This is a genomic window from Ruegeria sp. L11, assembly GCF_056531755.1.
This window is the reverse complement of the sequence record NZ_JBQFMI010000001.1, coordinates 540,231-562,411: the sequence shown is the minus strand read 5'-3', so window position 1 is coordinate 562,411 and position 22,181 is coordinate 540,231. Positions and strand designations below refer to the sequence as shown.

Here is a 22,181-nt window from a genome sequence, read left to right as displayed (position 1 = left end):
GGCCCGAAAGATGTAAGACCCCATGTGGACAGCGCTGGTATCTATCTTTGTATTCACGTTGTACGTGGCTGCATTTGTGTTCTCGATCCGAGCAGCACAAACCGCGCGAACACCGCAAGGTGCAGTTGGGTGGGTGGTCTTTCTGGTATCAGCACCTTTCCTGGCGGTGCCGTTGTATCTTTTTCTGGGACACCATCGCTTTCACGGGTATCGCATCGCGCGCCAGAAAAGTGAGCGGGTCGTTGAAGGGATCAAAACCTTTGCCGATTACTCAAGGCCCGATCCCTCGTCTATGTCGATCAATCCGCGCCCGTTCGAGTTTCTTGCGCATCTTCCTGTGTCCAGCGGAAACGGTGCCCGGCTACTGGTTGATGGGCAAGCCACATTCGACGCCATTTTCGACGCCATCGACAAGGCCAAGAACTATATCCTCATTCAGTTCTACATCATCAGAGACGACGCACTGGGCCGCAAACTGCAATCCAAGCTGATCGAGGCGACGAAACGTGGGGTTCACGTCCGTTTCATGACCGATGCAGTCGGCAGTTACGGATTGCCGCGCGCGTATCTGGATACCATGCGTGAAGCCGGAATTGATGTAGCCGACCCGCGTCAGCAACGCGGCCCGAATTTCCGGTTTCAGCTGAATTACCGAAACCATCGTAAAACTGTCATTATCGATGGCGAGACAGGCTTTATCGGTGGCCACAATGTTGGCGAGGAATATCTGGGCAAACATCCGCATTTCGGTCATTGGCGCGACACTCACATAATGATGTCCGGTCATGTCGTCCGGCAATTGCAGCTTATCTTCACTGAAGATTGGCATTGGGCGCATAACGAAGACCTGATTGATGAACTTGACTGGGCGGGCAGTGAATCCGAACAGAACATGAATGCCCTGCTGGTCGCGACCGGACCCGGAGACGAAACCGAAACTGGCGCCATGATGTTTTTTGCAGCAATCGCCGAGGCAAAAGAACGGTTGTGGATTGCGTCGCCTTACTTCGTACCCGACATCGATGTCATGACAGCGCTGCAACATGCCGCGATGCGCGGTGTGGATGTGCGCATCCTTGTTCCTGACATGATCGACCATCGCCTGCCATGGCTGGCCGCGTTTGCCTATTTCGATGAAATCCGCGACTGTGGCGTGCGCGTATTCCGCTATACCGGCGGGTTCATGCATCAAAAGGCGTTCGTTGTCGACGATACGCTGGCCGCTGTTGGAACAACAAACCTCGACAACCGATCTTTCCGCCTCAACTTCGAAGCAATGGCGCTGTTCTTTGATGCCCGGGCTGCCCAGGCCGTCGACCAGATGCTACAAGAAGATTTCGAAACCAGTTTCGAATTGACCCGTAGGTTGCGTCAACAACCGGCCCACATCCGCTTTGGTGCGCCGCTGGCACGGTTGTTTGCACCGATCCTTTAGGAAAAGAACTTCTCCTGAAAAACGCGGGTCATCAATGCGACCAGATACGCGGTCGACAATCCAAACGCCAACAGCCCGGTGACCGAAGCAAACGAGCCGAAAATGCGCAGCCCTTCACCCAAAACGATGTCGCCGTATCCGAGCGTCGTAAACGTCACCAACGAGAAATAGATGGCCGAGTTCCAGTCCGGCAGAACATTTAGCAACACCCAGACGATAGCCCAGATCCAGACCTGAATGGTGTGCGTTGCGATAATGAAGCCCAAGGCAACGGCAATCGGCCCCGCGGTTGCCACAAACACCCCGCGTGTGACCCATTTTTTGTCCATCTTGATAATGGACATCGTGCACCAGGTCAGAAAGAGAATCTCGATCAGGATGCAAATACCCAGAAAGGTACTGCCCCAAACGATCTGATGCAGCAACGTCATGTATTTACACCCTGATTTTCGGCCACGAACTGTCAGGGCACAATGACCTTTCAAAACGCAAGGCACAACCCCGCCACCGGATAAGGTAGCCTGCGGCGAAAGGAACCGGAGTAAGGTCTGCACTGGACAGTTGGGAAGTCCAACGCACATCCTGTGCAAAAAAGGGCGCTTCATGCTGTTGATCATCGACCGAGTTCAGAAAACCTACCCCGGCGGGCGGCCCGTTCTGCGCGATGTGTCTCTGACACTGGATCAGGGACAAACGCTTGCTCTGACCGGTGAAAGCGGCAGCGGTAAGAGCACCTTGCTGAATCTGGCCGCCGCCCTGGACAGTTTCGACAGAGGCGAGATTACGCTGGATGGCACGCCCCTGTCCCCTTTGGATGATGCGGGCCGGGCCGGGTTGCGGCGCAGAAAGGTTTCGCTTGTGTTCCAGCAGTTCAACCTGATCCCATCGCTGACCGTGGGGCAAAACCTGTCCTTTCATGCCCGCCTTGCAGGTACCGAAAATGCCCAATGGTCCGGGCAATTGGCAGACCGGCTTGGGCTTTCGGATCTGCTGGACCGCTACCCCGAAAGCTTGTCGGGCGGACAGCAACAGCGGGTGGCCATCGGACGCGCCATGGCAGCGCGCCCGAAACTGTTGCTGGCGGACGAACCGACGGGCAATCTTGACGAAACCGCCAGCGCCAAAGTGCTGGACCTGATGCTGTCACTTGTGTCTGATACTGGCGCAGCTTTGCTGCTGGTGACGCATTCCCCGCAGATCGCGGCCCGTCTGGACACGCACCTACGCCTGAGCGGCGGGTGCATCCAATGACATCTGCCGTCGTCCAGGCCCTGCTGTCCCATTGGCGGGTGCATTGGTTGCAACTGGCAACGCTGCTGACCGGTATCGCACTGGCAACTGGTCTGTGGTCCGCTGTACAGGCCATCAATGCCGAGGCCCGCGCCAGCTATTCCCGTGCCGACGCCCAGCTGGCACTTGGGCAGTTTGACGAATTGCGCGATCCAGCCGGTTTCATCCCCATGTCCCGTTATGTCGACCTGCGTCGCGCAGGATGGCAGGTGGCCGCCGTACTGGAAGGCCCTTATCGGGTCGCTGGACGTACGTTGCGTTTGATGGGCGTGGATATGGTGGCCTATCCCGCCTTGCCCGCAATTACCGAGGCCCAGCAAAGCGGTGCGCCGCCCGACCCGGCGGACATATTGACTGCTCCGGGCCGCCTGCTGGTTTCGACAGAGTTGGAGCACTTGTTGCGCGGTCACGATACTCTGCCCCCGGTTCTCAGTACCTCAGCGCTGCCGCCGGATGTGATCCTGACGGATATCGGCGTTGCCGAACGTCTTCTGAATCAGCCCGGTTCAGTCTCGCGGCTCATTATTCTGCCCGATCAACCCCGCGGGCTTCAGCCCCTGACCACGATCGCGCCAGAGCTGGAACGCATCAGCCCGTCACAAAAGATCGACACTGCTCGGCTGACCGACAGTTTCCACCTGAACCTGTCAGCCTTTGGATTGCTGTCCTTTGCAGTCGGCCTTTTTATCGTGAACGGCACAGTCGGGCTGGCATTTGCCCAACGCAGGGGCATTATCCGCACGCTGCGGGCACTGGGTGTTTCGATGCGATTACTGGTCTGGCTGATCCTTGCCGAGCTGACATTTCTGGCCTTGATCGGTGGGCTCGTCGGGTTGCTTTTGGGCTTCTTTCTGGCCGGAGCACTTCTGCCCGATGTCGCGGCCACGTTGCGTGGCCTTTACGGCGCACCAGTAACAGGGCAACTGACGCTGCAACTGGAATGGTTTTTGGCTGGGATTGCCATGGCAGTCTTTGGCACATTGCTGGCCAGCGGCCACGCATTGTGGCGCCTGTCGCGTATGCCCCTGCTGACAAGTTCGGGCGTTCAAGCGTGGCGGGGCGACCCCCGTGCGCGCCATCTTGCAGCGGCATTCGGATTGGTGATGATCCTGGGTGGCGGTTTGGCCTATGTCAGTTTCGGGGGGCTGATCGCCGGGTTTACCCTGTTGGCTGGCTTGCTGACCGGTGCAGCGCTGATGCTGCCTGCGCTTTTGTCAGTAATGCTTTCATTCTGCGCCAGCACAGCGCGGGGGCCTGTTGCCCAATGGGTCTGGGCGGATATGCGGGCACAACTGCCCGGATTGTCACTTGCCCTGATGGCCCTGTTGCTGGCCTTGGCAGCGAATGTCGGCGTAGGCACAATGGTATCCAGTTTCCGGCTGACATTCGTCGGGTGGCTTGACCAGCGCCTGACGTCAGAACTCTACCTGACTGCCAGCGACGACGATCAGGGGCAGGAGATTACCGACTGGCTGCGCCCTCAGGTCGAAGCCATTCTGCCAATCCGAAATGTGGAATTGTCGCACGAAACGGGGCCTCTGTTTCTTTACGGTGTCGTGGATGATCCGGTCTATCGGCAGAACTGGCCGGTGATCACCTCAAGCCCGAATGCATGGGATGACGTCATGGCCGGACGTGCGGTTCTGATCAACGAGCAACTGGCCCGGCGTGCCGATCTCTGGCCCGGCGGTGCTTTGGCCTTATCGCGGGACCACATCCTGACCATCGCCGGGGTCTATTCGGATTATGGGAATCCTACCGGGCAAGCCATCGTCTCGATGGACCAACTGAACCGGATCGCTCCGGGTACGGAGGCCCGCCGCTTTGGCATTCGTCTAAACCCCGAAAACGCAACCGAAATGGTGCAAACCTTAAGGGAACGGTTCAATCTTCCACGTCAGTCTGTCGTACAGCAAGCTGCAATGAAGGCGCAGTCGTTGTCGATATTTGAGAAGACTTTTGTCGTGACCTCGGCCTTGAATGTGCTGACCCTCGGCGTGGCAGGATTTGCCATTCTCACCAGTCTACTGACCCTGTGGACCCAGCGCCTGCCACAGATCGCACCGGTCTGGGCGCTGGGGCTAAACAGGGCGCAACTTGCAGGGCTGGAACTGTTGCGCAGCTTATTGCTGGCGGCATTGACCGCCTGTCTGGCGTTGCCACTTGGGCTTGTTCTGGCATGGGTTCTGCTGACGGTGATCAACGTTCAGGCTTTTGGTTGGCGCCTGCCGATGTTCGTCTTCCCCTGGGATTGGCTGCGGCTGTTTCTACTGACCCTTCTTGCTGCCCTGCTTGCCGCCGCCCTGCCCGCGCTACGGATGCTGCGCCTGCCACCCGCCGATCTGCTGAGAGTGTTCGCCAATGAACGTTAGGACCCTCCTGTTCCTTCTTATGTGGCTCTACCCGATACCGCTTTGGGCGCAGGGCTACGCAGGTCTCGGCGGGTCGGCCGAAGGCTTTGACGTGCCAGTAGCCGGGTTTGAGTTTGATTTCCCAAGGGACCACGGCCCCCACCCGGCCTACCGCATCGAATGGTGGTATCTGACCGCCAATCTCCAAGGGGACGACGGCCTGGACTATGGCATTCAATGGACCCTGTTCCGGTCAGCCCTGAAACCCTATGACAGCGACGGGTGGCAAAGCCCGCAACTTTGGATGGGTCATGCTGCTGTTACGACCCCCAAGGCTCATTTTTTCACCGAGCGATTGTCACGCGGGGGGATTGGGCAGGCCGGTGTAACTGCACAACCGTTTGAGGCCTGGATTGATGAATGGCGCATGGCCGGATCGGATTTGGACAGCCTGTCGCTGACGGCAAATGGTGAAGACTTCGGCTATGACCTTTCGCTGACTGCGCAAGGGCCATTGGTTCGTCACGGCGACGCGGGCTATTCGGTCAAATCTTCTGATGGGCAGGCAAGTTACTATTACTCGCAGCCCTTCTATACAATCGAAGGCGTGCTGCATTTGCCGGATAGTGAAGTCCGTGTAACCGGTCAGGGTTGGCTGGATCGGGAATGGTCCTCACAACCTTTGGCGACGGATCAAAGGGGCTGGGATTGGTTCTCGCTCAGTTTTGAGGACGGCGACAAACTGATGGCTTTTCGCCTGCGCGGGGATCGTGGCGATTTCACCTCGGCCACCTGGATCAATTCAGACGGCAGTACTGAAGCCATCCCCAACGGCTCAATCAGCCTTTTGCCGCTGAGTACCGATGAGGTCGCCGGACGCAATATCCCGACACACTGGCACGTCAATCTTGCGGACCGGGGCATAGATATTCAGGTCTCAGCCCTGACACCTGATGCGTGGATGGGGACCAGTTTCGAATACTGGGAAGGTCCTGTCACCGTAACCGGCAGCCATGAAGGCGTTGGCTATCTTGAGATGACAGGCTACTGAACCCACCCGATATTTGTTCACGACCAGCGACGCGATCTTTTGCGTGCTGGAAAATCAGTCAGCGAACGACATACACCGAGACGTTGGAATGCCGCACCACTCGCGCTGCATTCGGACCAAGCAGATAGTCCTTAAAATCCGGCTTATGCGCGCCAATCACAATCAGATCGGAACCGGCGCTTTCGGCGGTTTTCAGAATCTCCTGATAGGCTGTGCCTGTCGCAACGACATGGCGGATGCTTTCATTGCGCTCGGCCCCCAATGCCGAAACACACAGCGCCGTCAGTTTGGCCTGCGCCTCGGCCAACGCCTTGTCGTGAAAATCGGATTCAAAGAACCCGGACACCCAGCTTTCCCCGAAATCGGGCAACACTGTCACAACATCCAACTGTGCCCCTTCCATATCCGCCAAAGCGGCGGCTTTTTGCAGGACCGGAGCATCAATCTCGCCATTGCTGATATCAATGGCACACAGAACAGAACGTGTCATGCGGGCACCCCTTGTCTGGCGGCACGGCCGCGTTGCAGGAACGCGATGAGACCCAAAAGGACCATCGCTGGGATATACACCAACTGCTTGGGCAGCTGGTCGGACGGTAAGCTGACCGAGGCCAGGCGTACGGGTTCATCGCCATAGTAGTCGAAGATGCCCAGATCGTCGGCCACCGGCGTGCCGAACAGCGGCTCGTCAAGCTTGACCAACCCGTCCTCGGGGACCAGCAGCAAGCCCATCGCCTCGACTCGCGCGGCCCCTCCTTCTTCGTCGCCCACAGTGACAACAACGGTTGTATCCACCATCTCGAGCGTATCGAAATCGGGGCCTGCGACGACCAGACGTACATCTGTTCCCGGCCGTGTCTGACCAATGGTCTCTTCGAATGCAGCGGGTTCAACCGATTTGAACGGAGGCGAGATGCGATCCATGAAATAGTCCGGTCGGAACAGGGCAAATGCCACCAGAACGAGCGCGACACTTTCATAGATACGGCTGCGGGTCAGGAAATACCCCATCGTACCTGCCGTGAAGACCAGAATCGCTATGGTCGCGAAAACGGCCACCGTGATCCCTTCAAGCCATGTAACGTCGATCAAAAGAAGATCAGTGTTGAAGATGAACACAAAAGGCAGTGCCACGGTGCGCAGGCTGTAGAAAAACGCCGTGAAACCGGTTTTGATCGCATCACCGCCCGACACAGCAGCCGCCGCAAAGCTTGCAAGCCCAACAGGCGGTGTAACATCGGCCATAATCCCGAAGTAAAACACAAACAGGTGCACAGCGATCAACGGTACAATCAGCCCGCTTTGCGCGCCCAGTTCAACGACTACCCCGGCCATCAACGAGCTGACTACGATATAATTCGCCGTGGTCGGCAGACCCATGCCCAGAATCAGGCTGAGCAGCCCAACCATGACCAGCATAAGGATAAGATTGCCGCCTGAAAGGAACTCGACCAGGTCAGCCATTACCTGACCAACACCCGTCAAAGTCACTGTGCCGACGATCACGCCCGCAGTGGCAGTTGCCAGCGCGATACCGATCATGTTCCGTGCACCATCAATCAACCCCTGCCACAGGTCAGCGACGCCATCGACAAAGGTGTTCTTGAGATTGCTCTGCCCCCGGAAAAGAGCCTTGAGCGGTTTCTGCGTCAGCAGGATTACGAACAGCAAAGCGGTCGCCCAGAACGCCGACAGTCCCGGCGATTTCTGTTCGATCATCAGGAAGTAAACCAGAACGATGATCGGCAGCAGGTAATGCAAGCCTGCCTTATAAATATCAGCGATAACAGGAAGCGTGACCTCTTTTGCATTCGGGTCGTCCGGCTCAAGGTCCGGCACCTGAGCGGCCAGATAGAGCAATCCGACATAAACCGCGCAGACGATCAAGCTCAGCACCAGGCCTGCCGCAGACGGTACCCAGCTTGTTACAGCATCGACCGGGAATTGCGAGCCGTAACAAAGCCCTGCAAACACCAGGAAGAAAGCCAACATACCCACAACGGTTCGCGCCAGATGCACGTCACGGTCGCCCAAAGTCGGCATGTTTCGCTTCACAGCTTCCAAATGCACGATATAGACCAGCGCGATGTAAGAAATCGCCGCAGGGAGGAAGGCGTGGGTGATCACCTCGACATATGAGATGCCCACATATTCCACCATCAGGAAGGCAGCCGCGCCCATCACAGGTGGCATGATCTGACCGTTGACCGATGAGGCCACTTCGACCGATCCGGCCTGTTCACTACTAAAGCCCACACGCTTCATCAGCGGAATGGTGAATGTCCCGGTTGTCACAACGTTGGCAATCGACGAGCCCGAGATCAGGCCGGTTGCGGCAGAACCAACAACGGCCGCCTTTGCCGGACCACCGCGCAGATGCCCGAGCGCACCAAAGGCCATCTTGATGAAATAGTTCCCTGCCCCTGCCTTATCCAGCAGCGCACCAAACAGCACGAACAGGAACACGAATTTGGTGGAAACGCCCAAGGCGATGCCAAACACGCCCTCCGACGTGATCCACATATGGCTCATGGCCTTTTTCAGACTTGCACCCTTCCATCGGATTACTTCCGGTACCCATTCGGATGCGCCAAAGAAGACATAGGCCAAAAAAATCGTCGCGATAATTGCCATGGCCGGGCCAAGCGCGCGTCGCGCGGCCTCGAACAGTAGCACCAAGCCAAGCAACGCGACCCATTTGTCCGTATCGTCGGCCAAACCGCCCGCATTAACGATCTTGTCATAGAAAAAATAGCCATAAAGCGCGACGAACGCACCGACCAAGCCCATGATCCAATCCTGAACCGGAATATAGCCGCGCGGGCTGGACTTTAGTGCCGGATAAGCCGCAAAGGCCAGAAACAGAGCGAAGGCAAGGTGGAATTGCCGCGCATTGTTTACCACGCTGCCCGGCAACACGTAGTTTGCGAGCGGCGACGCCAGGATAACCTGAAAAATCGACCAAATCGCAGCTACAATCGCCAGGAAGACACCTACATTCCCGACCGGATTACGCCCGCCCGCGTCAGATGATGCGACCAGATCCTGAAGCTCTTCTTCGGAAAGCGGACGATTGGATTGAGTGTCGGAATTCATAAAATGTCTCCCCGTCGCGACCATTTTTGGCCTTCTGAATTACCCGCTTTGTGCGGGTTTGGGTTGCAGGGCGCCCTTAGGCGCCCTGCCCTAGGTCTGGCTTACTGAATCCAGCCTTTTTCTTTGTAATACTTCTCGGCACCCGGATGCAGCGGTGCCGACAGGCCATCTGCGATCATCTCTTCGGGCTTGAGGTTGGCAAACGCCGGATGCAGCTTTTTGAAGTCTTCGAAGTTTTCAAAGACAGAGCTGACCACCGCATATACCGCGTCGTCCGACACATCTGCCGAAGTTACGAAAGTCGCGCCTACGCCGAATGTCTGGGTGTCGCCGTCAGAACCACGATACATGCCACCGGGGATGGTTGCAGTGCGGTAGAACGAATTGTCATTGACCAGCTTGTCCACGGCTTCACCGCTGACATTCACCAGAACCGAGTCACAGGCTGTGGTGGCTTCCTGAATCGAACCCGACGGGTGACCAACGGTATAAACCATAGCATCGATCTGGTTGTCGCACAGGGCAGCCGATTGTTCAGCCGCTTTCAGCTCTGTCGCCAGTTCGAAATCATCGGTGGTCCAGCCCATTTCGCTCAGAAGAACTTCCATGGTGCCCCGCTGACCGGAACCGGGGTTCCCGATGTTCACGCGCTTGCCTTTCAGGTCTTCAAAGTTTGTGATGCCCGCATCGGCGCGGGCCACAACCGTAAATGGCTCGGGGTGGACAGAGAAAACGGCACGCAGCTTTTCGAAGGGACCTGCCTCTTCAAATTTAGAGGAGCCGTTATACGCGTGATACTGCCAGTCGGACTGGGCAACGCCGAATTCCAGCTCGCCTTCGCGAATGGTGTTGATGTTGTAGACCGAGCCACCGGTCGATTCGACCGAGCAGCGCACGCCGTGCTCTTTCCGGCCCTTGTTCACCAGACGGCAGATCGCGCCACCTGTCGGATAGTAAACACCGGTCACGCCGCCGGTACCAATTGTAATGAACTCTTCGGCATAGGCCGCCGGAGCCAACATGGCTGCGGTTACAAACGCGCCGAGGCTCATTTTGCTGCTGTTTTTCATTTCAATACTCCCACATATTTTTGTCTGGCAGTTGGAATTCAAATCGATGACCTGCCCATGAAACTGTGCCGATAACGATGATCGGCATGCCTCACAGCAGGTGCAACCTGTTGAATTTTCCAGTTTCTCCCAACCTCTTTGAGGGTTCATCCAGATACATTCAATGTCAAGGCCAGCACCGGCCTGACTCGCATCTATCCGCATATATGAGCGTAATTTTTGAATTTTCCCCTCTGGCACACAGGAAAACCCGCCTGATCGGTCTACTTTATCTTTGCGCCCATTTTTGTTCAGGTTTGTTCAACAGCGGATCGTATACGGCACCCTCATCCGGGATGAGGGTGATACCAGAGGCAGGAAAAGAACCAGACCAGAACGAAGAATTGAGAGTTAAGTGCCCAAGCACTCGAAAATCCCGAAAAGAAAAAACAGGAAGCAGGTTCCCCTAACCCCCTGTTTTTACTTTGGTACCCAAGGCCGGACTCGAACCGGCACGGTATCACTACCGGGGGATTTTGAATCCCCTGCGTCTACCATTCCGCCACTTGGGCCACGGACACTGGATTAGCGCCCATCAAAGGGAAGGTCCAGAGGCAAAAATCATCCATTATTCCATTTGTTACTGCCGTGATGGTTGACGGGCCGTCAGGTGCGTGGTTTGGCTTTCCCGGGTCGAGAACGGGATTTGAGTGCTAAATGTTGCGATCGCTTTATGACTGGACAATTCGTCTGGCGGAACACCCTCATGCGCTGTGGGCGCTAGCCGTAGTGGCTTTTGTCGAAAGCTCGTTCTTTCCAATCCCCCCCGACGTTCTGATGATTCCAATGATCCTAGCGCGCCCGTCGCGCGCCTGGCTGATTGCAACCGTTGCCCTGGTGGCTTCGGTTCTGGGCGGGATGCTGGGCTACGCGATTGGCGCGTTTTTCTATGAAAGCCTTGGGCAGCCCATTCTTGAATCCATGGGCAAGGCCCATGCGATGGAAGAATTCAACACCCGCTTCAACGATTTCGGGTTCTGGGCGGTACTGGCCGCCGGAGTGACGCCTTTCCCCTACAAGGTCATCACCATCATGTCCGGCTGGACAGGAATGCCGCTTGGAACATTCATCGCAACGTCGATACTGGCACGCGCGCTCAGGTTCTTCCTTGTTGCGGCCCTGCTTTGGGGCTTTGGCGAGCCGATCCGTGAATTTATCGAAAAACGCCTGGGGCTGATGTTCACCTTGTTCATCATCCTGTTGTTTGGCGGCTTCCTGGTGGTGAAATACCTATGACGAGACGTTCACAACTTATCGCACTGGCAAGTCTTGGGTCCCTGGCCCTTCTGCTGGCAGCTTTCGGCTTTCAATATCTGGGCGGCCTTGCCCCCTGTAAAATGTGTATCTGGCAGCGCTACCCGCATGGGGTCGCAATCGCGATTGGCGTTTTGGCGTTGGCCTTACCAAGGCTAAGTTTCCTGCCCCTCTGTGGCGCAATGGCCGCCGCCGCCACTTCGGGCATCGGGTTCTATCACGCCGGCGTTGAGCAGGGGTGGTGGGAAGGTCCGACCAGTTGCACATCCGGCAGCATCACTGGGATGTCGAATGACGATCTGTTCGATCAGATTATGTCCGCGCCTTTGGTTCGCTGCGACGATATTCCGTGGGAAATGTTCAACATCTCGATGGCTGGGTGGAATGCCATTGCCTCGGCTGTTCTGGTGCTGATCTGGCTCGCGGCGTGGAAGTCAGAGCGGGCCTAGAATTCGTCCAGCTCCGCGTCCCAATACAGAAAATCGATCCAGCTTTCGTGCAAGTGATTGGGGGGGAATTTCCGACCAACATTGCGCAGTGCTTCGGCGTCAGGCTGGCGCGGCGGCTTACGCAGGTTCATTCCTGCCTGACGCAGTGATTTCGACCCTTTGCGCAGGTTGCAAGGGCTGCACGCCGCCACAACGTTCTGCCAACTGGTCACCCCGCCAGCGGCGCGTGGCACCACATGATCAAAGGTAAGATCACCGCGACTGCCACAGTACTGGCATCGGAACTCGTCCCTCAGAAATAAATTAAAGCGCGTGAAGGCCACGCGCTTTCTGGGTTTTACATAGTCTTTCAAAACAACGACCGAAGGTATTCGGATCTGCGTACTCGGGCTGCGAACCACTTCGTCGTATTCGGCCACGATGTCGACCCGATCCAGCCAAGCGGCCTTGATCGCCTCTTGCCAGGGCCACAGGGACAACGGGTAATAAGACAGGGGGCGATAATCGGCGTTCAAAACCAATGCGGGATGATGCTTCAGCGCACCAGGCTCCCTGACAAATTCGGTCCTGAAGTCTCCGTCCATATCAGAATCGCTCCTCGCTCTGCTCTGCCTGTTTTTGACATCAGAGCGGGGAACACCCGCCCCGGCCTTAGTATAACTATATATCGTGTTAATACTCTGACAAGCCCTGATTTTCCACAATATGTCGCAAACTGGGTAATGCGAATCCGTAACAAGCGCATGACAGTTATCCACAGCTTGCGCGGGGTGCACTCTTCGGGGTATGCGCACGTCATGTCCTGGTTCATTCGCTTCAACAAACCTTATGATGTGCTGCCGCAGTTCACCGACCGCGACAATGCGGATACTCCGCGCAGTACACTGTCCGATTTCATCGATCTGCCCGGGGTTTATCCCGCCGGTCGACTGGACCGTGACAGCGAAGGTTTGATGCTGCTGACTGACCACGGCAAGTTACAGGCGCAGATCTCGGACCCCAAGCACAAGATGGCAAAAACCTATTGGGTTCAGGTCGAAGGTATTCCGGACGAAACCGCCCTGAAAGCGCTGCGAAACGGCGTCGAGTTGAAAGACGGCCTGACCCGTCCGGCGAAGGTGCGGCAGATCGACGAGCCGGACGACCTGTGGCCCCGCACCCCGCCAATCCGCGAACGCGAGACTGTACCAGACAGTTGGATAGAACTGTCCATACGCGAGGGCAAAAACCGTCAGGTGCGTCGAATGACGGCCGCCGTGGGCCTACCGACCCTGCGCCTGATCCGCTGCCGCATCGGTGACTGGACATTGGACGACCTGGCACCTGGCCAGTGGGACAGCCTGCCCATGCCGTCCCTGAACACCACAACGCAACGAAAACGCGACCGTCGACCGCGCCGGTGACATACCCTGCCCTGATCTGCTAAACTCGGGTCATGAAACTAACTCCCGGAATACCGGCCCCTTCGGCGATTCTGGAAGCGTCGCTTTATGTCGATGATCTGGACGCAGCGGAACAGTTTTACGGCGAAGTACTGGGCCTGGAACGCATTCAGCGCGTCGCCGACCGCCACGTGTTTTACCGAATTGGCGGATCGGTCCTGCTGATCTTTAACCCGGAACAGACGGAACAGCCGCCCCTCAACCCGGACATGCCTGTTCCGTCCCACGGCGCCCGTGGTGCAGGACACGTGTGTCTTGTGCTGACCCGAGATGAAATCGCGGTAATGCGCAAGCACCTTCTGGACTGGAATGTCCCCGTAGATGCAGAATTCGACTGGCCCGGAGGCGCACGTTCCTTGTACGTGCGCGACCCGGCCGGAAACTCAGTCGAATTTGCGGAAGCCCATCTTTGGTCTTGAGCCAATACAGAACGACCGTGTTCCGTTGAACTGACCTTACTGGCTAAAGGCTCAGCTTGTCGCGCATGAAGGCCAGGGCCACACTCAGCCCGTCCGGGGCGATTCCGTGCCCGGTGCCCTTCATGACATGAGCATAGACCTCTTTGAAACCGGCGGATTGCAGGGCCTCTGCCGCTTCGGGCAAGGATTGCGGCGGGACGACGTCGTCGGCATCGCCATGCACCAGCAGTACAGGCATCCGGCTGACGGTTTCGTCTGCCAGAAGGTCCGCCTCTAGCAAACGGCCTGAGAAAGCGACAATTCCGGCCACGGGGTCTTCACGGCGGGGCGCGACATACAGGCTCATCATCGTGCCCTGGCTGAAACCAAACAGGACAACCTGTTCTGGCAACAGGTCTTCATCCACCATCAGAGCATCCAGAAAGGCGTTGAAATCCTCGACCGCCATTTCCATGCCCCTGCGCGCCTCTTCTTCGGACGACCCGTCAATCCAGGGAATCGGAAACCACTGAAAACCATTGGGCATTCCGGGGATCTGCTCGGGCGCGTCCGGGGCCACGAACAATGTGTCGGGCAGATGTTCACCCAGCGGGTCGGCCAAACCCAGCAGATCGGCACCGTTTGCGCCATAGCCATGTACGAAAACCACAACCGAGCGCGTGTCGCCCGAAACAGGCTCTTTCCGGAGCGCATTCAAAACCCGTGTCATCTGATCCCTTCTCTTTGCTTTGCAACCCGGTAATAGGCCCACAGCACCCGCGCCGCAACCGAGCGCCAGGGCGACCAGGCCTCGGCCATCTTGCGCAGTTCTTTATCTGTTGGGCGGTTGGGCAGGTCATAAAGGATGCGCGCGGCCTCTTGCAGCGCCAGGTCGCCGGGGGCGATCACATCAGCACGACCAAGTGAGAACATGGCGTATATCTCCGCAGTCCAGACGCCGATGCCAGACACCTGCGTCAACGTGGCCACAACTTCTGCATCAGGAGCATCACGCAACGCTTTGTAATCTATACGCGCTTCTGCCAACGCCTTTGCATATCGGATCTTTTGACGGCTTAACCCTACGGCCCGCAGATCGTCATCCGTTGCCCACATGATCTTTCGCGGACCCGTCAATTTGGCATCTTGCAGGCGTTTCCATATTGCATTGGCCGAAGCCACACTGACCTGTTGGCTGACAATGGCACTCAGCAGTTGCGCGAACCCGTCGGGACGGCGACGTAACGGCAATGGGCCAGTCTGTTCCATTGCATAGGCCATGCGCGGACAGCTCTGGGCCAGCCATTCAGCCCCTTCCGCCACACAATCCGGCGTTTCGATGATGCGGCCAACGGGCATCTGTTCTCCCTGCTCGGTTGCTACTGGCACGTTAGGCGCATGTGCCGCAGATGCAACCGGCTTGTGCCGCATACACTTAGCCGATAACCATTCCGCCATGACCATGATCTCGACCCTTCCCGATGACCGTCAGGCCAAACGCAACGTTGCCGTCTTGGTGGCGGCGCAGGCCATTCTGGGCGCGCAGATGCCAATGATGTTCATCGTCGGAGGGCTGGCAGGTCAGTCGCTGGCGACCAATCCCTGCCTGGCAACATTGCCCATTTCGCTGATTGTTCTGGGATCGATGCTGGCAGCCACGCCAATCTCGGCCATCATGCAAAAATGGGGGCGTCGGGTCGGGTTCCTTGTTGGCGCGACATCCGGTGCGTTGGGCGGGCTGATCGGAGCCTATGGCCTGTTTCTTGGCTCTTTCCCCGTCTTCCTTGTCGGCAGCCTGTTAACAGGCATCTACATGAGCGCCCACGGATTCTACCGGTTCGCCGCAGCGGACACGGCATCGGACGAGTTCCGCCCCAAAGCGATTTCCTATGTCATGGCTGGTGGATTGGCAGCTGCCATCATTGGCCCGCAGATCGTAAAGCTCACGTCCGAAGCCTACGTCATCCCGTTTCTGGGCACCTATCTGGCTGTCATTGGGATCAATGTTCTGGGGTCCGCCCTGTTCTTCTTCCTTGATATCCCAACGCCTGCAAAACCCACCGGCACCGAGCCCAAGGGGCGGTCGCGACTGGAATTGCTGAAAACACCCCGCATCGCCGTGGCCATCATATGTGCCATGGTATCTTACGCACTGATGAATCTTGTGATGACTTCGACGCCGTTGGCCGTGGTAGGTTGTGGTTACTCGGCTAATGACGCGGCTGACATCGTCACCAGCCACGTGCTGGCCATGTATGTGCCCAGTTTCTTTACGGGTCACCTGATCGCCCGGTTTGGCATCGAAAGGATTGTGGCGCTGGGTCTGGCAATTCTTGCAGCCGCTGGACTGGTCGCCTTGCAGGGCGTTGATTTAGGGAACTTTTTCGTCGCTCTCATTCTTCTTGGTGTTGGGTGGAACTTTGGCTTTATCGGCGCGACCACGATGCTGGCCGCATCGCATGAGCCGCAGGAGCGCGGCCGGATGCAGGGCCTCAACGACCTGCTGGTGTTTGGCGGAGTGACTATGGCCTCGCTGGCTTCGGGTGGATTGATGAACTGCTCGGGCGGTTCCCCGGTCGAAGGGTGGACAGCAGTCAACCTTGCAATGATCCCATTGCTGACACTGGCAGGCGGGGCCCTGTTGTGGCTGGTTCTGCGACCGGCCGACCCGGAACGGGCCTGATCACCAGCGCCCGCTGCCCGCAGTCCACATCAAGGACAGTCGTTGCCGTATTTCTCCCGGTGCAAGCGCACCTGTGGCAACACGTTCTGGGCTAGCTATGGCTTGCTTCAAAATCCGTTCGGCCAACCAACCGGAATATAATGCCGGCCGTGCCTTGGCCGAAATCTCAGCCCGATGCGATCTGGCTTTTTGCAGGCGATTCAAGGCGGTTCCGGCCAAGGCACGCACCCCTTCAAGGGTACCGTCCAAAAGCGGTATCCGCCCGCGTTGTTCCAGTTCAGGAATAGCCCTAAGCCAATTCGCCACCCCAACCGCATATCCAAAGTCACGCAACACAGTTTCATCGGCCACCCCCAGCGCCTGGGCTGATGCAACAACCAATGAGCCCGTGCTGTGATCGATGTAGGCGTCAAAGTGCTCCTGATCCTCGAACGGATCACGATATATATCCCAACGCCTTACGGCCACATATTCATCCAAAACACCAGCCAGATGGGGCGAAAGAACCTGTGACAAGGGTGTTACTACCTCGTGCCGCCGTACGGTTGCCCCTTCAGCAATTTCCTGTAGCGCGTCACGCCACCATTGCAGCCGCATCTCGGCGATCATCGGCTCTTGCGTCACCCAGGGCGCGCGGGCAACTTCGACGTTCAACGCGTAAATCGGGAACAGGACTGCACGGTCTGCCACCGGTGCAGCCATCGCTGCGCGGAAACGATCTGGATCAGCCCGTTGCACAAGTTCCGCGCAGGCCTTGACGTCTTGGTCAAAGACCACGCTCACTCGGCTGCTGCCTTTTTCGGATCACAATCGCGCACCAGTTTCCATTGAATCGCATCCAGAAGCGCCTCGAAAGACGCATCGACTATATTCGCGCTGACGCCCACGGTGGACCAGCGCCGCCCCTGCCCGTCTTCGCTGTCGATGATGACACGCGTGACCGCTTCGGTGCCGCCTTGCGTAATCCGCACCTTGAAGTCGACCAGACGCATATCTGACAACACCTGTGAATACTGGCCCAGATCCTTGGCCAAGGCTTTGGCTAGGGCGTTCACCGGCCCCCTGTCGCTGCCTGACTCGTCCATGGATTCGCTGACAGACAGCTTCTTTTCACCATCCACTCTTACGACAACAACGGCCTCGGACAGGCTGACCATCTTGTTGTATTTGTTCTTACGCCGTTCAACGGTGACTTTGTAACGCTTGACCTCGAAGAACTCAGGCAATTGACCCAGCTCTTCCCGCGCCAGCAGTTCAAAACTGGCCTGAGCGGTGTCATAGGAATATCCATCCGCCTCGCGTGCCTTTATCTGGTCAAGGATGCGGCCAAGTGCGGGGTCACCTGCCTCAACACGCAAACCAGCCTCGGTCAAACGCTTGCGCAGGTTTGACTGACCAGCTTGGTTCGACATCGGAATGATGCGGGTGTTCCCGACGCTTGCGGGGTCCACATGCTCATATGTCGATGGGTCCTTGAGGATCGCGCTGGCGTGCAGTCCGGCCTTATGTGCAAAAGCCGACGCCCCGACATAAGCCGCCTGCTTGCTGGGCACCCGATTCAGGACATCATCCAGCATCCGGCTGATCCGGGTCAAACCAGCCAAAGCCTCACGGCTGACACCAATATCAAACTGCGACGCATAGGGTTCCTTCAACAACAGCGTCGGGATCAAAGCGGTCAGGTTCGCATTGCCGCAACGTTCGCCCAAACCATTCAATGTACCCTGAATTTGCCGTGCACCGGCCTCAACAGCAGCCAGAGAACAGGCAACGGCATTTTCGGTATCGTTATGGGTGTGAATGCCCAGCCGATCACCGGGCAGCCCGGCTGCGATCACCTCGGATACAATCCGCCCGACCTCGGACGGCAAAGCGCCACCATTTGTGTCGCACAGGACAACCCACCGCGCGCCAGCCTCAAGCGCTGCGCGACAAACATCCACGGCATATTCCGGATTGTCCTTGTAGCCGTCAAAGAAATGTTCCGCATCAAACAGCGCTTCTCGCCCCTGCGCGACGATATGCGCGACCGAGGCGCGCACGTTTTCTGTGTTCTCTTCCAGTGAAATACCAAGCGCGTGGGTGACGTGATAATCATGCGACTTGCCGACCAGACAAACAGCCTGCGTTCCCGCATTCATCACGGCTGCCAGCACATCGTCATTCTCGGCTGATCGTCCTGCGCGTTTGGTCATGCCGAACGCCGTCAACCGGGCCGCGGTCTTTGGGGCCACCTCGAAAAACGCGCTATCGGTCGGGTTGGCGCCGGGCCAACCGCCTTCGATGTAATCCACGCCCAAAGTGTCCAGCGCCTGCGCGATCTGCACTTTTTCTGCGGTCGAAAACTGCACGCCCTGCGTTTGCTGCCCATCGCGCAGGGTTGTGTCGTAGAGGTAGAGGCGTTCCTTAGCCATCAGACCTCCTCCAGCTTGGCAGCATCAAAACCGGCGCCGGGCACCAGTTCGACACTGTCCTTGCTCATTCGAACCTCAAGCCCCGCCGCTACATATGCTGCCTTCAAGCGATCAACTTCTGAGAAGTCCTTGCTTTGCATCGCGATTTCGCGTGCCTTCGCTAAACGGTCCGCATGAGAGGTCAAATCGACAGATGCGGTATCTGCCCAGTCGCTCATCTCAGGTAAAAGCAAACCCAGCAGTTGCGCACTGGCCAGCAGACCTGCGGCGTCACCGTCTGAAGCCAGACGATAAAGCTCGCTCATGGCACCTGCCGTATTCAGATCGTCACTTAGTGCTGCGATGACTTCAGGTGCCGCGCTGGCTGCGGGCTCGATGCCCGCTGTCAGCGCCCGCCACTTGCGCAGCGTCGCCTCGGCCTCACGCGCCTTCTTCTCGGTCCAATCCATTGGCTTGCGATAATGCGTCTGCAGAAAGACGAAGCGGATTACCTCGCCCGGCACGCCCTGCTCCAGCAAATCGTGCACGGTAAAGAAATTGCCCAGCGATTTGGACATTTTCTTACCTTCGACCTGCAACATCTCGTTATGCAGCCAGACCCGCGCGAATTCACCGTGCGGGTGAGCGCATTTGCTCTGGGCGATCTCGTTTTCGTGGTGCGGGAACATCAGGTCATTGCCACCCCCGTGGATATCAAAGCTCTCGCCCAGCAATTCATAGCTCATGGCCGAGCATTCGATGTGCCAGCCCGGACGTCCCCGGCCCCATGGGCTGTCCCAGCCCGGCAGATCATCAGTCGAAGGCTTCCACAAGACAAAATCCATCGGGTTCTTCTTGTATGGCGCGACCTCGACTCGCGCACCTGCGATCATGTCATCGACCGACCGGCCAGACAGTTTGCCATAGCTTTCTTTCCAGCTGTCGACCGCGAACAGAACATGACCTTCGGCGGCATAGGCGTGACCCTTTGCAATCAGGCCCTCGATCATCGCGATCATCTGGGCGATATACTGGGTCGCGCGTGGCATCTGGTTGGGTTCCAACGCTCCCAACGCGCCCATGTCGTGCAAGTACCAGTCGATGGTCTCGTCCGACCGCTCCTGCACCAGTTGCTCAAGCGTGCCTTCTGCGCCCGCCTGTTTGCGCGCCAATGCCGTTGCGTTGATCTTGTCGTCCACGTCGGTGAAGTTGCGCACATAGGTCACGTGATCTGCGCCGTAGACGTGACGCAACAGGCGGTAGAGCACATCGAACACAACCACCGGGCGGGCATTACCCAAATGGGCACGATCATAGACCGTTGGGCCACAGACATACATCCGCACGTTTTCAGGATCGATCGGTACGAAGTCTTCCTTCGTCCGCGTCCGTGTGTTGTGCAGCTTGATCGTCGTCATCGGTCGGGCTCCTAAGAAACAGCAAAGGCTTGCGCGTTGGCGCGGGCTTAGCAACTTGTCTCAGGGATGAAAACGAAAGAAACCGGCCCGCTTGATAAATCAGCAGGTAATGCAGCAGATAATAATGATGCAGGTCACCGGGTTCATGGGACATCGGTTAGCATGGGATCATTCCCAAGCCAAGTGTTGAGTTTGCCATCCCCGTTCGGCACAGTGCCGAACATGGACCGAGATTTCGTCAATTCCATCTGCAAAACGCTGCCCGGCGCTGAACTGTCCGATCCCTGGGGCGGTGGCCATGACGCCTGGAAAATTGGTGGCAAAATGTTCGCCTGTATCGGGATCGCAAATGACGGTGTTTCCGTAAAAACGCCCGATATCGAAACGGCGCAGATGCTGATAGACACTGGGATCGGCGTAAATGCCCCCTATTTCCACCGCAGCTGGGTGCGTCTTCCGTTTGACACCGGTGCAGACGAAATGCGCCATCGTTTGACTGTGTCCTATGACCTTGTCCGCGCATCATTGACCAAAAAACTTCAGGCCTCGATAGCGCCGCGAAGCTGATTGACAAACGCCTGCCGCTCTGTCCCATTCAGCGCAGAGTAACCGAGGCCCTTGTCATGGAATTGTCCAAGCGCATCACGCAGGTCACCGGCGGCAGCGACGGGTGGGAGGTGTTCAATCGGGCCCGACGGATGCTGAATGAAGGGCATGCCGTGACAGAATTGACAATCGGCGAGCATGACGTTCGTACCGACCCGTCGATCCGGCACGCTATGGACCTGTCGGCCCGCAACGGTCACACCGGTTATGCCACGGTGCCCGGAACAGATTTGCTGCGCGATACGGTTGCTGCCCGGGTTCAGTCCCGCACAGGTATCCCAACGACGCGTAACAATGTACTGATCACGCCCGGTGGGCAGTCCGCCCTTTTCGCCGCGCATATGGCGGTGTGCGATCCCGGCGACACCGGGCTGTATCTGGACCCGTATTATGCCACCTACCCCGGAACGATTCGCGGTGCCGGGGCCATTGCCCGCGCTGTTCGAACCACCGCAGAAGATGCATTTCAACCGCGCGCAGATTTGATTGATGCAGCGGCGGAAGGCGCGGTTTCGCTGTTGATCAACACGCCGAACAACCCGACCGGAGTGGTGTATTCCCGTCAGTCACTTGAAGCCATTGCCGATGTTTGCCAACGCCGTGACCTGTGGCTGATATCAGACGAAGTCTATGACACCCAGATCTGGGAGGGCGAGCACCTGTCTGCCCGCGCGCTGCCCGGAATGGCCGACCGTACCTTAGTGGTTGGATCAATGTCCAAATCACATGCCATGACCGGGTCCCGATGCGGGTGGATCGTTGGTCCGGAATACGTGATCCGTCACCTGATAGATCTGGCTACTCATACAACCTATGGCGTTCCGGGGTTCATTCAGGACGCGGCCAGCTTTGCACTGACCGCAGGACAGGAACTTGAAAACAAGATCGCCGCGCCATTCCGTCGCCGCCGTTCATTGGCGATAGACGTATTGGCGGCACAGAACACAGTGGGGCTCGTCCCGGCGCAGGGTTCTATGTATCTGATGCTGGATATACGGGCGACCGGGCTGACGGGCGAAGGGTTTGCGAACGCCCTGCTGGACACTCATGCGATTGCCGTCATGCCGGGCGAAAGCTTTGGCAAAGCCGCAGCGGGTCACATTCGGGTTGCCATGACCGTGGATGATGAGAAATTTGTCAGTGCCTTGAGAACCCTGTGCATGTTTTCAGCGCAGCTCGCCAAGCGACACGCGGCTGAATAGCTGC

The 22,181-nt window shown here is 57.5% G+C and carries 21 protein-coding genes and 1 tRNA gene; 11 read left to right on the top strand and 11 right to left on the bottom strand.

Features of this window, described 5'->3' with window-relative positions; all coding sequences use genetic code 11:
• Window positions 1-22 precede the first annotated feature (22 nt).
• The gene (gene cls, locus ACR0CE_RS02760) at window positions 23-1,435 is read left to right on the top strand and encodes a cardiolipin synthase (RefSeq protein WP_480472905.1); all 1,413 of its coding nucleotides are present in this window, start codon (window positions 23-25) and stop codon (window positions 1,433-1,435) included.
• On the opposite strand, the gene ACR0CE_RS02755 is transcribed toward cls, so the two are convergent.
• The gene (locus ACR0CE_RS02755) at window positions 1,432-1,866 is read right to left on the bottom strand and encodes an ion channel (RefSeq protein WP_480472907.1); all 435 of its coding nucleotides are present in this window, start codon (window positions 1,864-1,866) and stop codon (window positions 1,432-1,434) included. The two genes, cls and ACR0CE_RS02755, sit on opposite strands and share 4 nt — an antisense overlap.
• 172 nt (window positions 1,867-2,038) lie before the next feature.
• Here ACR0CE_RS02755 and ACR0CE_RS02750 point away from each other — a divergent pair, with 172 nt between their 5' ends.
• Genes ACR0CE_RS02750 through ACR0CE_RS02740 form a run of 3 tightly spaced genes read left to right on the top strand, consistent with a single transcriptional unit; the run spans window position 2,039 to window position 6,127 of the window.
• Window positions 2,039-2,686 (top strand): ABC transporter ATP-binding protein, encoded by a 648-nt coding sequence (locus tag ACR0CE_RS02750; RefSeq protein WP_480545559.1) that lies wholly within the window; start codon window positions 2,039-2,041, stop codon window positions 2,684-2,686.
• Window positions 2,683-5,097 (top strand): FtsX-like permease family protein, encoded by a 2,415-nt coding sequence (locus ACR0CE_RS02745; RefSeq protein ID WP_480830815.1) that lies wholly within the window; start codon window positions 2,683-2,685, stop codon window positions 5,095-5,097. The genes ACR0CE_RS02750 and ACR0CE_RS02745 overlap by 4 nt, the downstream gene beginning before the upstream one ends.
• Window positions 5,087-6,127 (top strand): lipocalin-like domain-containing protein, encoded by a 1,041-nt coding sequence (locus ACR0CE_RS02740; protein ID WP_480830814.1) that lies wholly within the window; start codon window positions 5,087-5,089, stop codon window positions 6,125-6,127. Before ACR0CE_RS02745 ends, ACR0CE_RS02740 begins: the two co-directional genes overlap by 11 nt.
• A 58-nt stretch (window positions 6,128-6,185) precedes the next feature.
• Here the strand turns inward: ACR0CE_RS02740 and ACR0CE_RS02735 are convergent, their stop codons facing one another.
• The 4 genes from ACR0CE_RS02735 to ACR0CE_RS02720 all read right to left on the bottom strand — a co-directional run bounded on the left by ACR0CE_RS02735 (window position 6,186) and on the right by ACR0CE_RS02720 (window position 10,844).
• Complete coding sequence (locus tag ACR0CE_RS02735; protein WP_480830812.1) at window positions 6,186-6,617, bottom strand: universal stress protein; 432 nt, start codon at window positions 6,615-6,617, stop codon at window positions 6,186-6,188.
• Window positions 6,614-9,223, bottom strand: a complete 2,610-nt coding sequence (locus ACR0CE_RS02730) for a TRAP transporter permease (RefSeq protein ID WP_480830810.1) — start codon at window positions 9,221-9,223, stop codon at window positions 6,614-6,616. Before ACR0CE_RS02730 ends, ACR0CE_RS02735 begins: the two co-directional genes overlap by 4 nt.
• A gap of 101 nt (window positions 9,224-9,324) precedes the next feature.
• Entirely contained in the window at window positions 9,325-10,293 is a 969-nt protein-coding gene (locus tag ACR0CE_RS02725; RefSeq protein WP_480505077.1) for a TAXI family TRAP transporter solute-binding subunit, read from the bottom strand.
• A gap of 465 nt (window positions 10,294-10,758) precedes the next feature.
• A tRNA-Leu gene (locus ACR0CE_RS02720) sits at window positions 10,759-10,844 on the bottom strand.
• 145 nt (window positions 10,845-10,989) lie between these two features.
• On the opposite strand from ACR0CE_RS02720, the gene ACR0CE_RS02715 reads away from it, so the two are divergent.
• Entirely contained in the window at window positions 10,990-11,568 is a 579-nt protein-coding gene (locus ACR0CE_RS02715; RefSeq protein WP_209503842.1) for a YqaA family protein, read from the top strand.
• Window positions 11,565-12,035 (top strand): disulfide bond formation protein B, encoded by a 471-nt coding sequence (locus tag ACR0CE_RS02710; protein WP_480537932.1) that lies wholly within the window; start codon window positions 11,565-11,567, stop codon window positions 12,033-12,035. The genes ACR0CE_RS02715 and ACR0CE_RS02710 overlap by 4 nt, the downstream gene beginning before the upstream one ends.
• Here ACR0CE_RS02710 and ACR0CE_RS02705 read toward each other — a convergent pair.
• Window positions 12,032-12,619, bottom strand: coding sequence for an HNH endonuclease (locus ACR0CE_RS02705; RefSeq protein WP_480485548.1), 588 nt, complete (start codon window positions 12,617-12,619; stop codon window positions 12,032-12,034). The genes ACR0CE_RS02710 and ACR0CE_RS02705 overlap by 4 nt on opposite strands.
• A 213-nt stretch (window positions 12,620-12,832) precedes the next feature.
• Between ACR0CE_RS02705 and ACR0CE_RS02700 the strand changes: the two genes are divergently transcribed.
• Both ACR0CE_RS02700 and ACR0CE_RS02695 read left to right on the top strand, forming a co-directional pair.
• A complete protein-coding gene (locus ACR0CE_RS02700; RefSeq protein ID WP_480830807.1) occupies window positions 12,833-13,438 on the top strand; it encodes an rRNA large subunit pseudouridine synthase E in 606 nt (201 codons plus the stop codon).
• A gap of 32 nt (window positions 13,439-13,470) precedes the next feature.
• Window positions 13,471-13,896 (top strand): VOC family protein, encoded by a 426-nt coding sequence (locus ACR0CE_RS02695; protein WP_480545553.1) that lies wholly within the window; start codon window positions 13,471-13,473, stop codon window positions 13,894-13,896.
• A 43-nt stretch (window positions 13,897-13,939) separates the two neighbouring features.
• On the opposite strand, the gene ACR0CE_RS02690 is transcribed toward ACR0CE_RS02695, so the two are convergent.
• Both ACR0CE_RS02690 and ACR0CE_RS02685 read right to left on the bottom strand, forming a co-directional pair.
• Window positions 13,940-14,605, bottom strand: coding sequence for an alpha/beta hydrolase (locus ACR0CE_RS02690; protein WP_267364470.1), 666 nt, complete (start codon window positions 14,603-14,605; stop codon window positions 13,940-13,942).
• Window positions 14,602-15,234: a DNA-3-methyladenine glycosylase family protein gene (locus tag ACR0CE_RS02685; RefSeq protein WP_267364472.1), complete on the bottom strand. Its 633-nt coding sequence runs from the start codon at window positions 15,232-15,234 to the stop codon at window positions 14,602-14,604. Before ACR0CE_RS02685 ends, ACR0CE_RS02690 begins: the two co-directional genes overlap by 4 nt.
• A gap of 97 nt (window positions 15,235-15,331) precedes the next feature.
• Here ACR0CE_RS02685 and ACR0CE_RS02680 point away from each other — a divergent pair, with 97 nt between their 5' ends.
• Complete coding sequence (locus ACR0CE_RS02680; protein ID WP_480480803.1) at window positions 15,332-16,558, top strand: MFS transporter; 1,227 nt, start codon at window positions 15,332-15,334, stop codon at window positions 16,556-16,558.
• Here the strand turns inward: ACR0CE_RS02680 and ACR0CE_RS02675 are convergent, their stop codons facing one another.
• Genes ACR0CE_RS02675 through cysS form a run of 3 tightly spaced genes read right to left on the bottom strand, consistent with a single transcriptional unit; the run spans window position 16,559 to window position 20,369 of the window.
• Entirely contained in the window at window positions 16,559-17,335 is a 777-nt protein-coding gene (locus ACR0CE_RS02675) for a squalene/phytoene synthase family protein (protein ID WP_480831215.1), read from the bottom strand.
• A gap of 2 nt (window positions 17,336-17,337) precedes the next feature.
• Window positions 17,338-18,972, bottom strand: a complete 1,635-nt coding sequence (gene cimA, locus ACR0CE_RS02670; protein WP_480830805.1) for a citramalate synthase — start codon at window positions 18,970-18,972, stop codon at window positions 17,338-17,340.
• Window positions 18,972-20,369 (bottom strand): cysteine--tRNA ligase, encoded by a 1,398-nt coding sequence (gene cysS, locus ACR0CE_RS02665; RefSeq protein WP_480830803.1) that lies wholly within the window; start codon window positions 20,367-20,369, stop codon window positions 18,972-18,974. The genes cimA and cysS overlap by 1 nt, the downstream gene beginning before the upstream one ends.
• 222 nt (window positions 20,370-20,591) lie before the next feature.
• Between cysS and ACR0CE_RS02660 the strand changes: the two genes are divergently transcribed.
• Both ACR0CE_RS02660 and ACR0CE_RS02655 read left to right on the top strand, forming a co-directional pair.
• Window positions 20,592-20,936, top strand: coding sequence for an MmcQ/YjbR family DNA-binding protein (locus tag ACR0CE_RS02660; RefSeq protein WP_480830801.1), 345 nt, complete (start codon window positions 20,592-20,594; stop codon window positions 20,934-20,936).
• A gap of 56 nt (window positions 20,937-20,992) precedes the next feature.
• Window positions 20,993-22,177, top strand: a complete 1,185-nt coding sequence (locus tag ACR0CE_RS02655; protein ID WP_480830799.1) for a pyridoxal phosphate-dependent aminotransferase — start codon at window positions 20,993-20,995, stop codon at window positions 22,175-22,177.
• Window positions 22,178-22,181: the final 4 nt, after the last annotated feature.

Coding starts and splice junctions, on each gene's coding strand:
- cls (WP_480472905.1), top strand. CDS start 23: ATGTGGACAGCGCTGGTATCTATCTTTGTATTCACGTTGTACGTGGCT.
- ACR0CE_RS02755 (WP_480472907.1), bottom strand. CDS start 1,866: ATGACGTTGCTGCATCAGATCGTTTGGGGCAGTACCTTTCTGGGTATT.
- ACR0CE_RS02750 (WP_480545559.1), top strand. CDS start 2,039: ATGCTGTTGATCATCGACCGAGTTCAGAAAACCTACCCCGGCGGGCGG.
- ACR0CE_RS02745 (WP_480830815.1), top strand. CDS start 2,683: ATGACATCTGCCGTCGTCCAGGCCCTGCTGTCCCATTGGCGGGTGCAT.
- ACR0CE_RS02740 (WP_480830814.1), top strand. CDS start 5,087: ATGAACGTTAGGACCCTCCTGTTCCTTCTTATGTGGCTCTACCCGATA.
- ACR0CE_RS02735 (WP_480830812.1), bottom strand. CDS start 6,617: ATGACACGTTCTGTTCTGTGTGCCATTGATATCAGCAATGGCGAGATT.
- ACR0CE_RS02730 (WP_480830810.1), bottom strand. CDS start 9,223: ATGAATTCCGACACTCAATCCAATCGTCCGCTTTCCGAAGAAGAGCTT.
- ACR0CE_RS02725 (WP_480505077.1), bottom strand. CDS start 10,293: ATGAAAAACAGCAGCAAAATGAGCCTCGGCGCGTTTGTAACCGCAGCC.
- ACR0CE_RS02715 (WP_209503842.1), top strand. CDS start 10,990: ATGTTGCGATCGCTTTATGACTGGACAATTCGTCTGGCGGAACACCCT.
- ACR0CE_RS02710 (WP_480537932.1), top strand. CDS start 11,565: ATGACGAGACGTTCACAACTTATCGCACTGGCAAGTCTTGGGTCCCTG.
- ACR0CE_RS02705 (WP_480485548.1), bottom strand. CDS start 12,619: ATGGACGGAGACTTCAGGACCGAATTTGTCAGGGAGCCTGGTGCGCTG.
- ACR0CE_RS02700 (WP_480830807.1), top strand. CDS start 12,833: ATGTCCTGGTTCATTCGCTTCAACAAACCTTATGATGTGCTGCCGCAG.
- ACR0CE_RS02695 (WP_480545553.1), top strand. CDS start 13,471: ATGAAACTAACTCCCGGAATACCGGCCCCTTCGGCGATTCTGGAAGCG.
- ACR0CE_RS02690 (WP_267364470.1), bottom strand. CDS start 14,605: ATGACACGGGTTTTGAATGCGCTCCGGAAAGAGCCTGTTTCGGGCGAC.
- ACR0CE_RS02685 (WP_267364472.1), bottom strand. CDS start 15,234: ATGCCCGTTGGCCGCATCATCGAAACGCCGGATTGTGTGGCGGAAGGG.
- ACR0CE_RS02680 (WP_480480803.1), top strand. CDS start 15,332: ATGACCATGATCTCGACCCTTCCCGATGACCGTCAGGCCAAACGCAAC.
- cimA (WP_480830805.1), bottom strand. CDS start 18,972: ATGGCTAAGGAACGCCTCTACCTCTACGACACAACCCTGCGCGATGGG.
- cysS (WP_480830803.1), bottom strand. CDS start 20,369: ATGACGACGATCAAGCTGCACAACACACGGACGCGGACGAAGGAAGAC.
- ACR0CE_RS02660 (WP_480830801.1), top strand. CDS start 20,592: ATGGACCGAGATTTCGTCAATTCCATCTGCAAAACGCTGCCCGGCGCT.
- ACR0CE_RS02655 (WP_480830799.1), top strand. CDS start 20,993: ATGGAATTGTCCAAGCGCATCACGCAGGTCACCGGCGGCAGCGACGGG.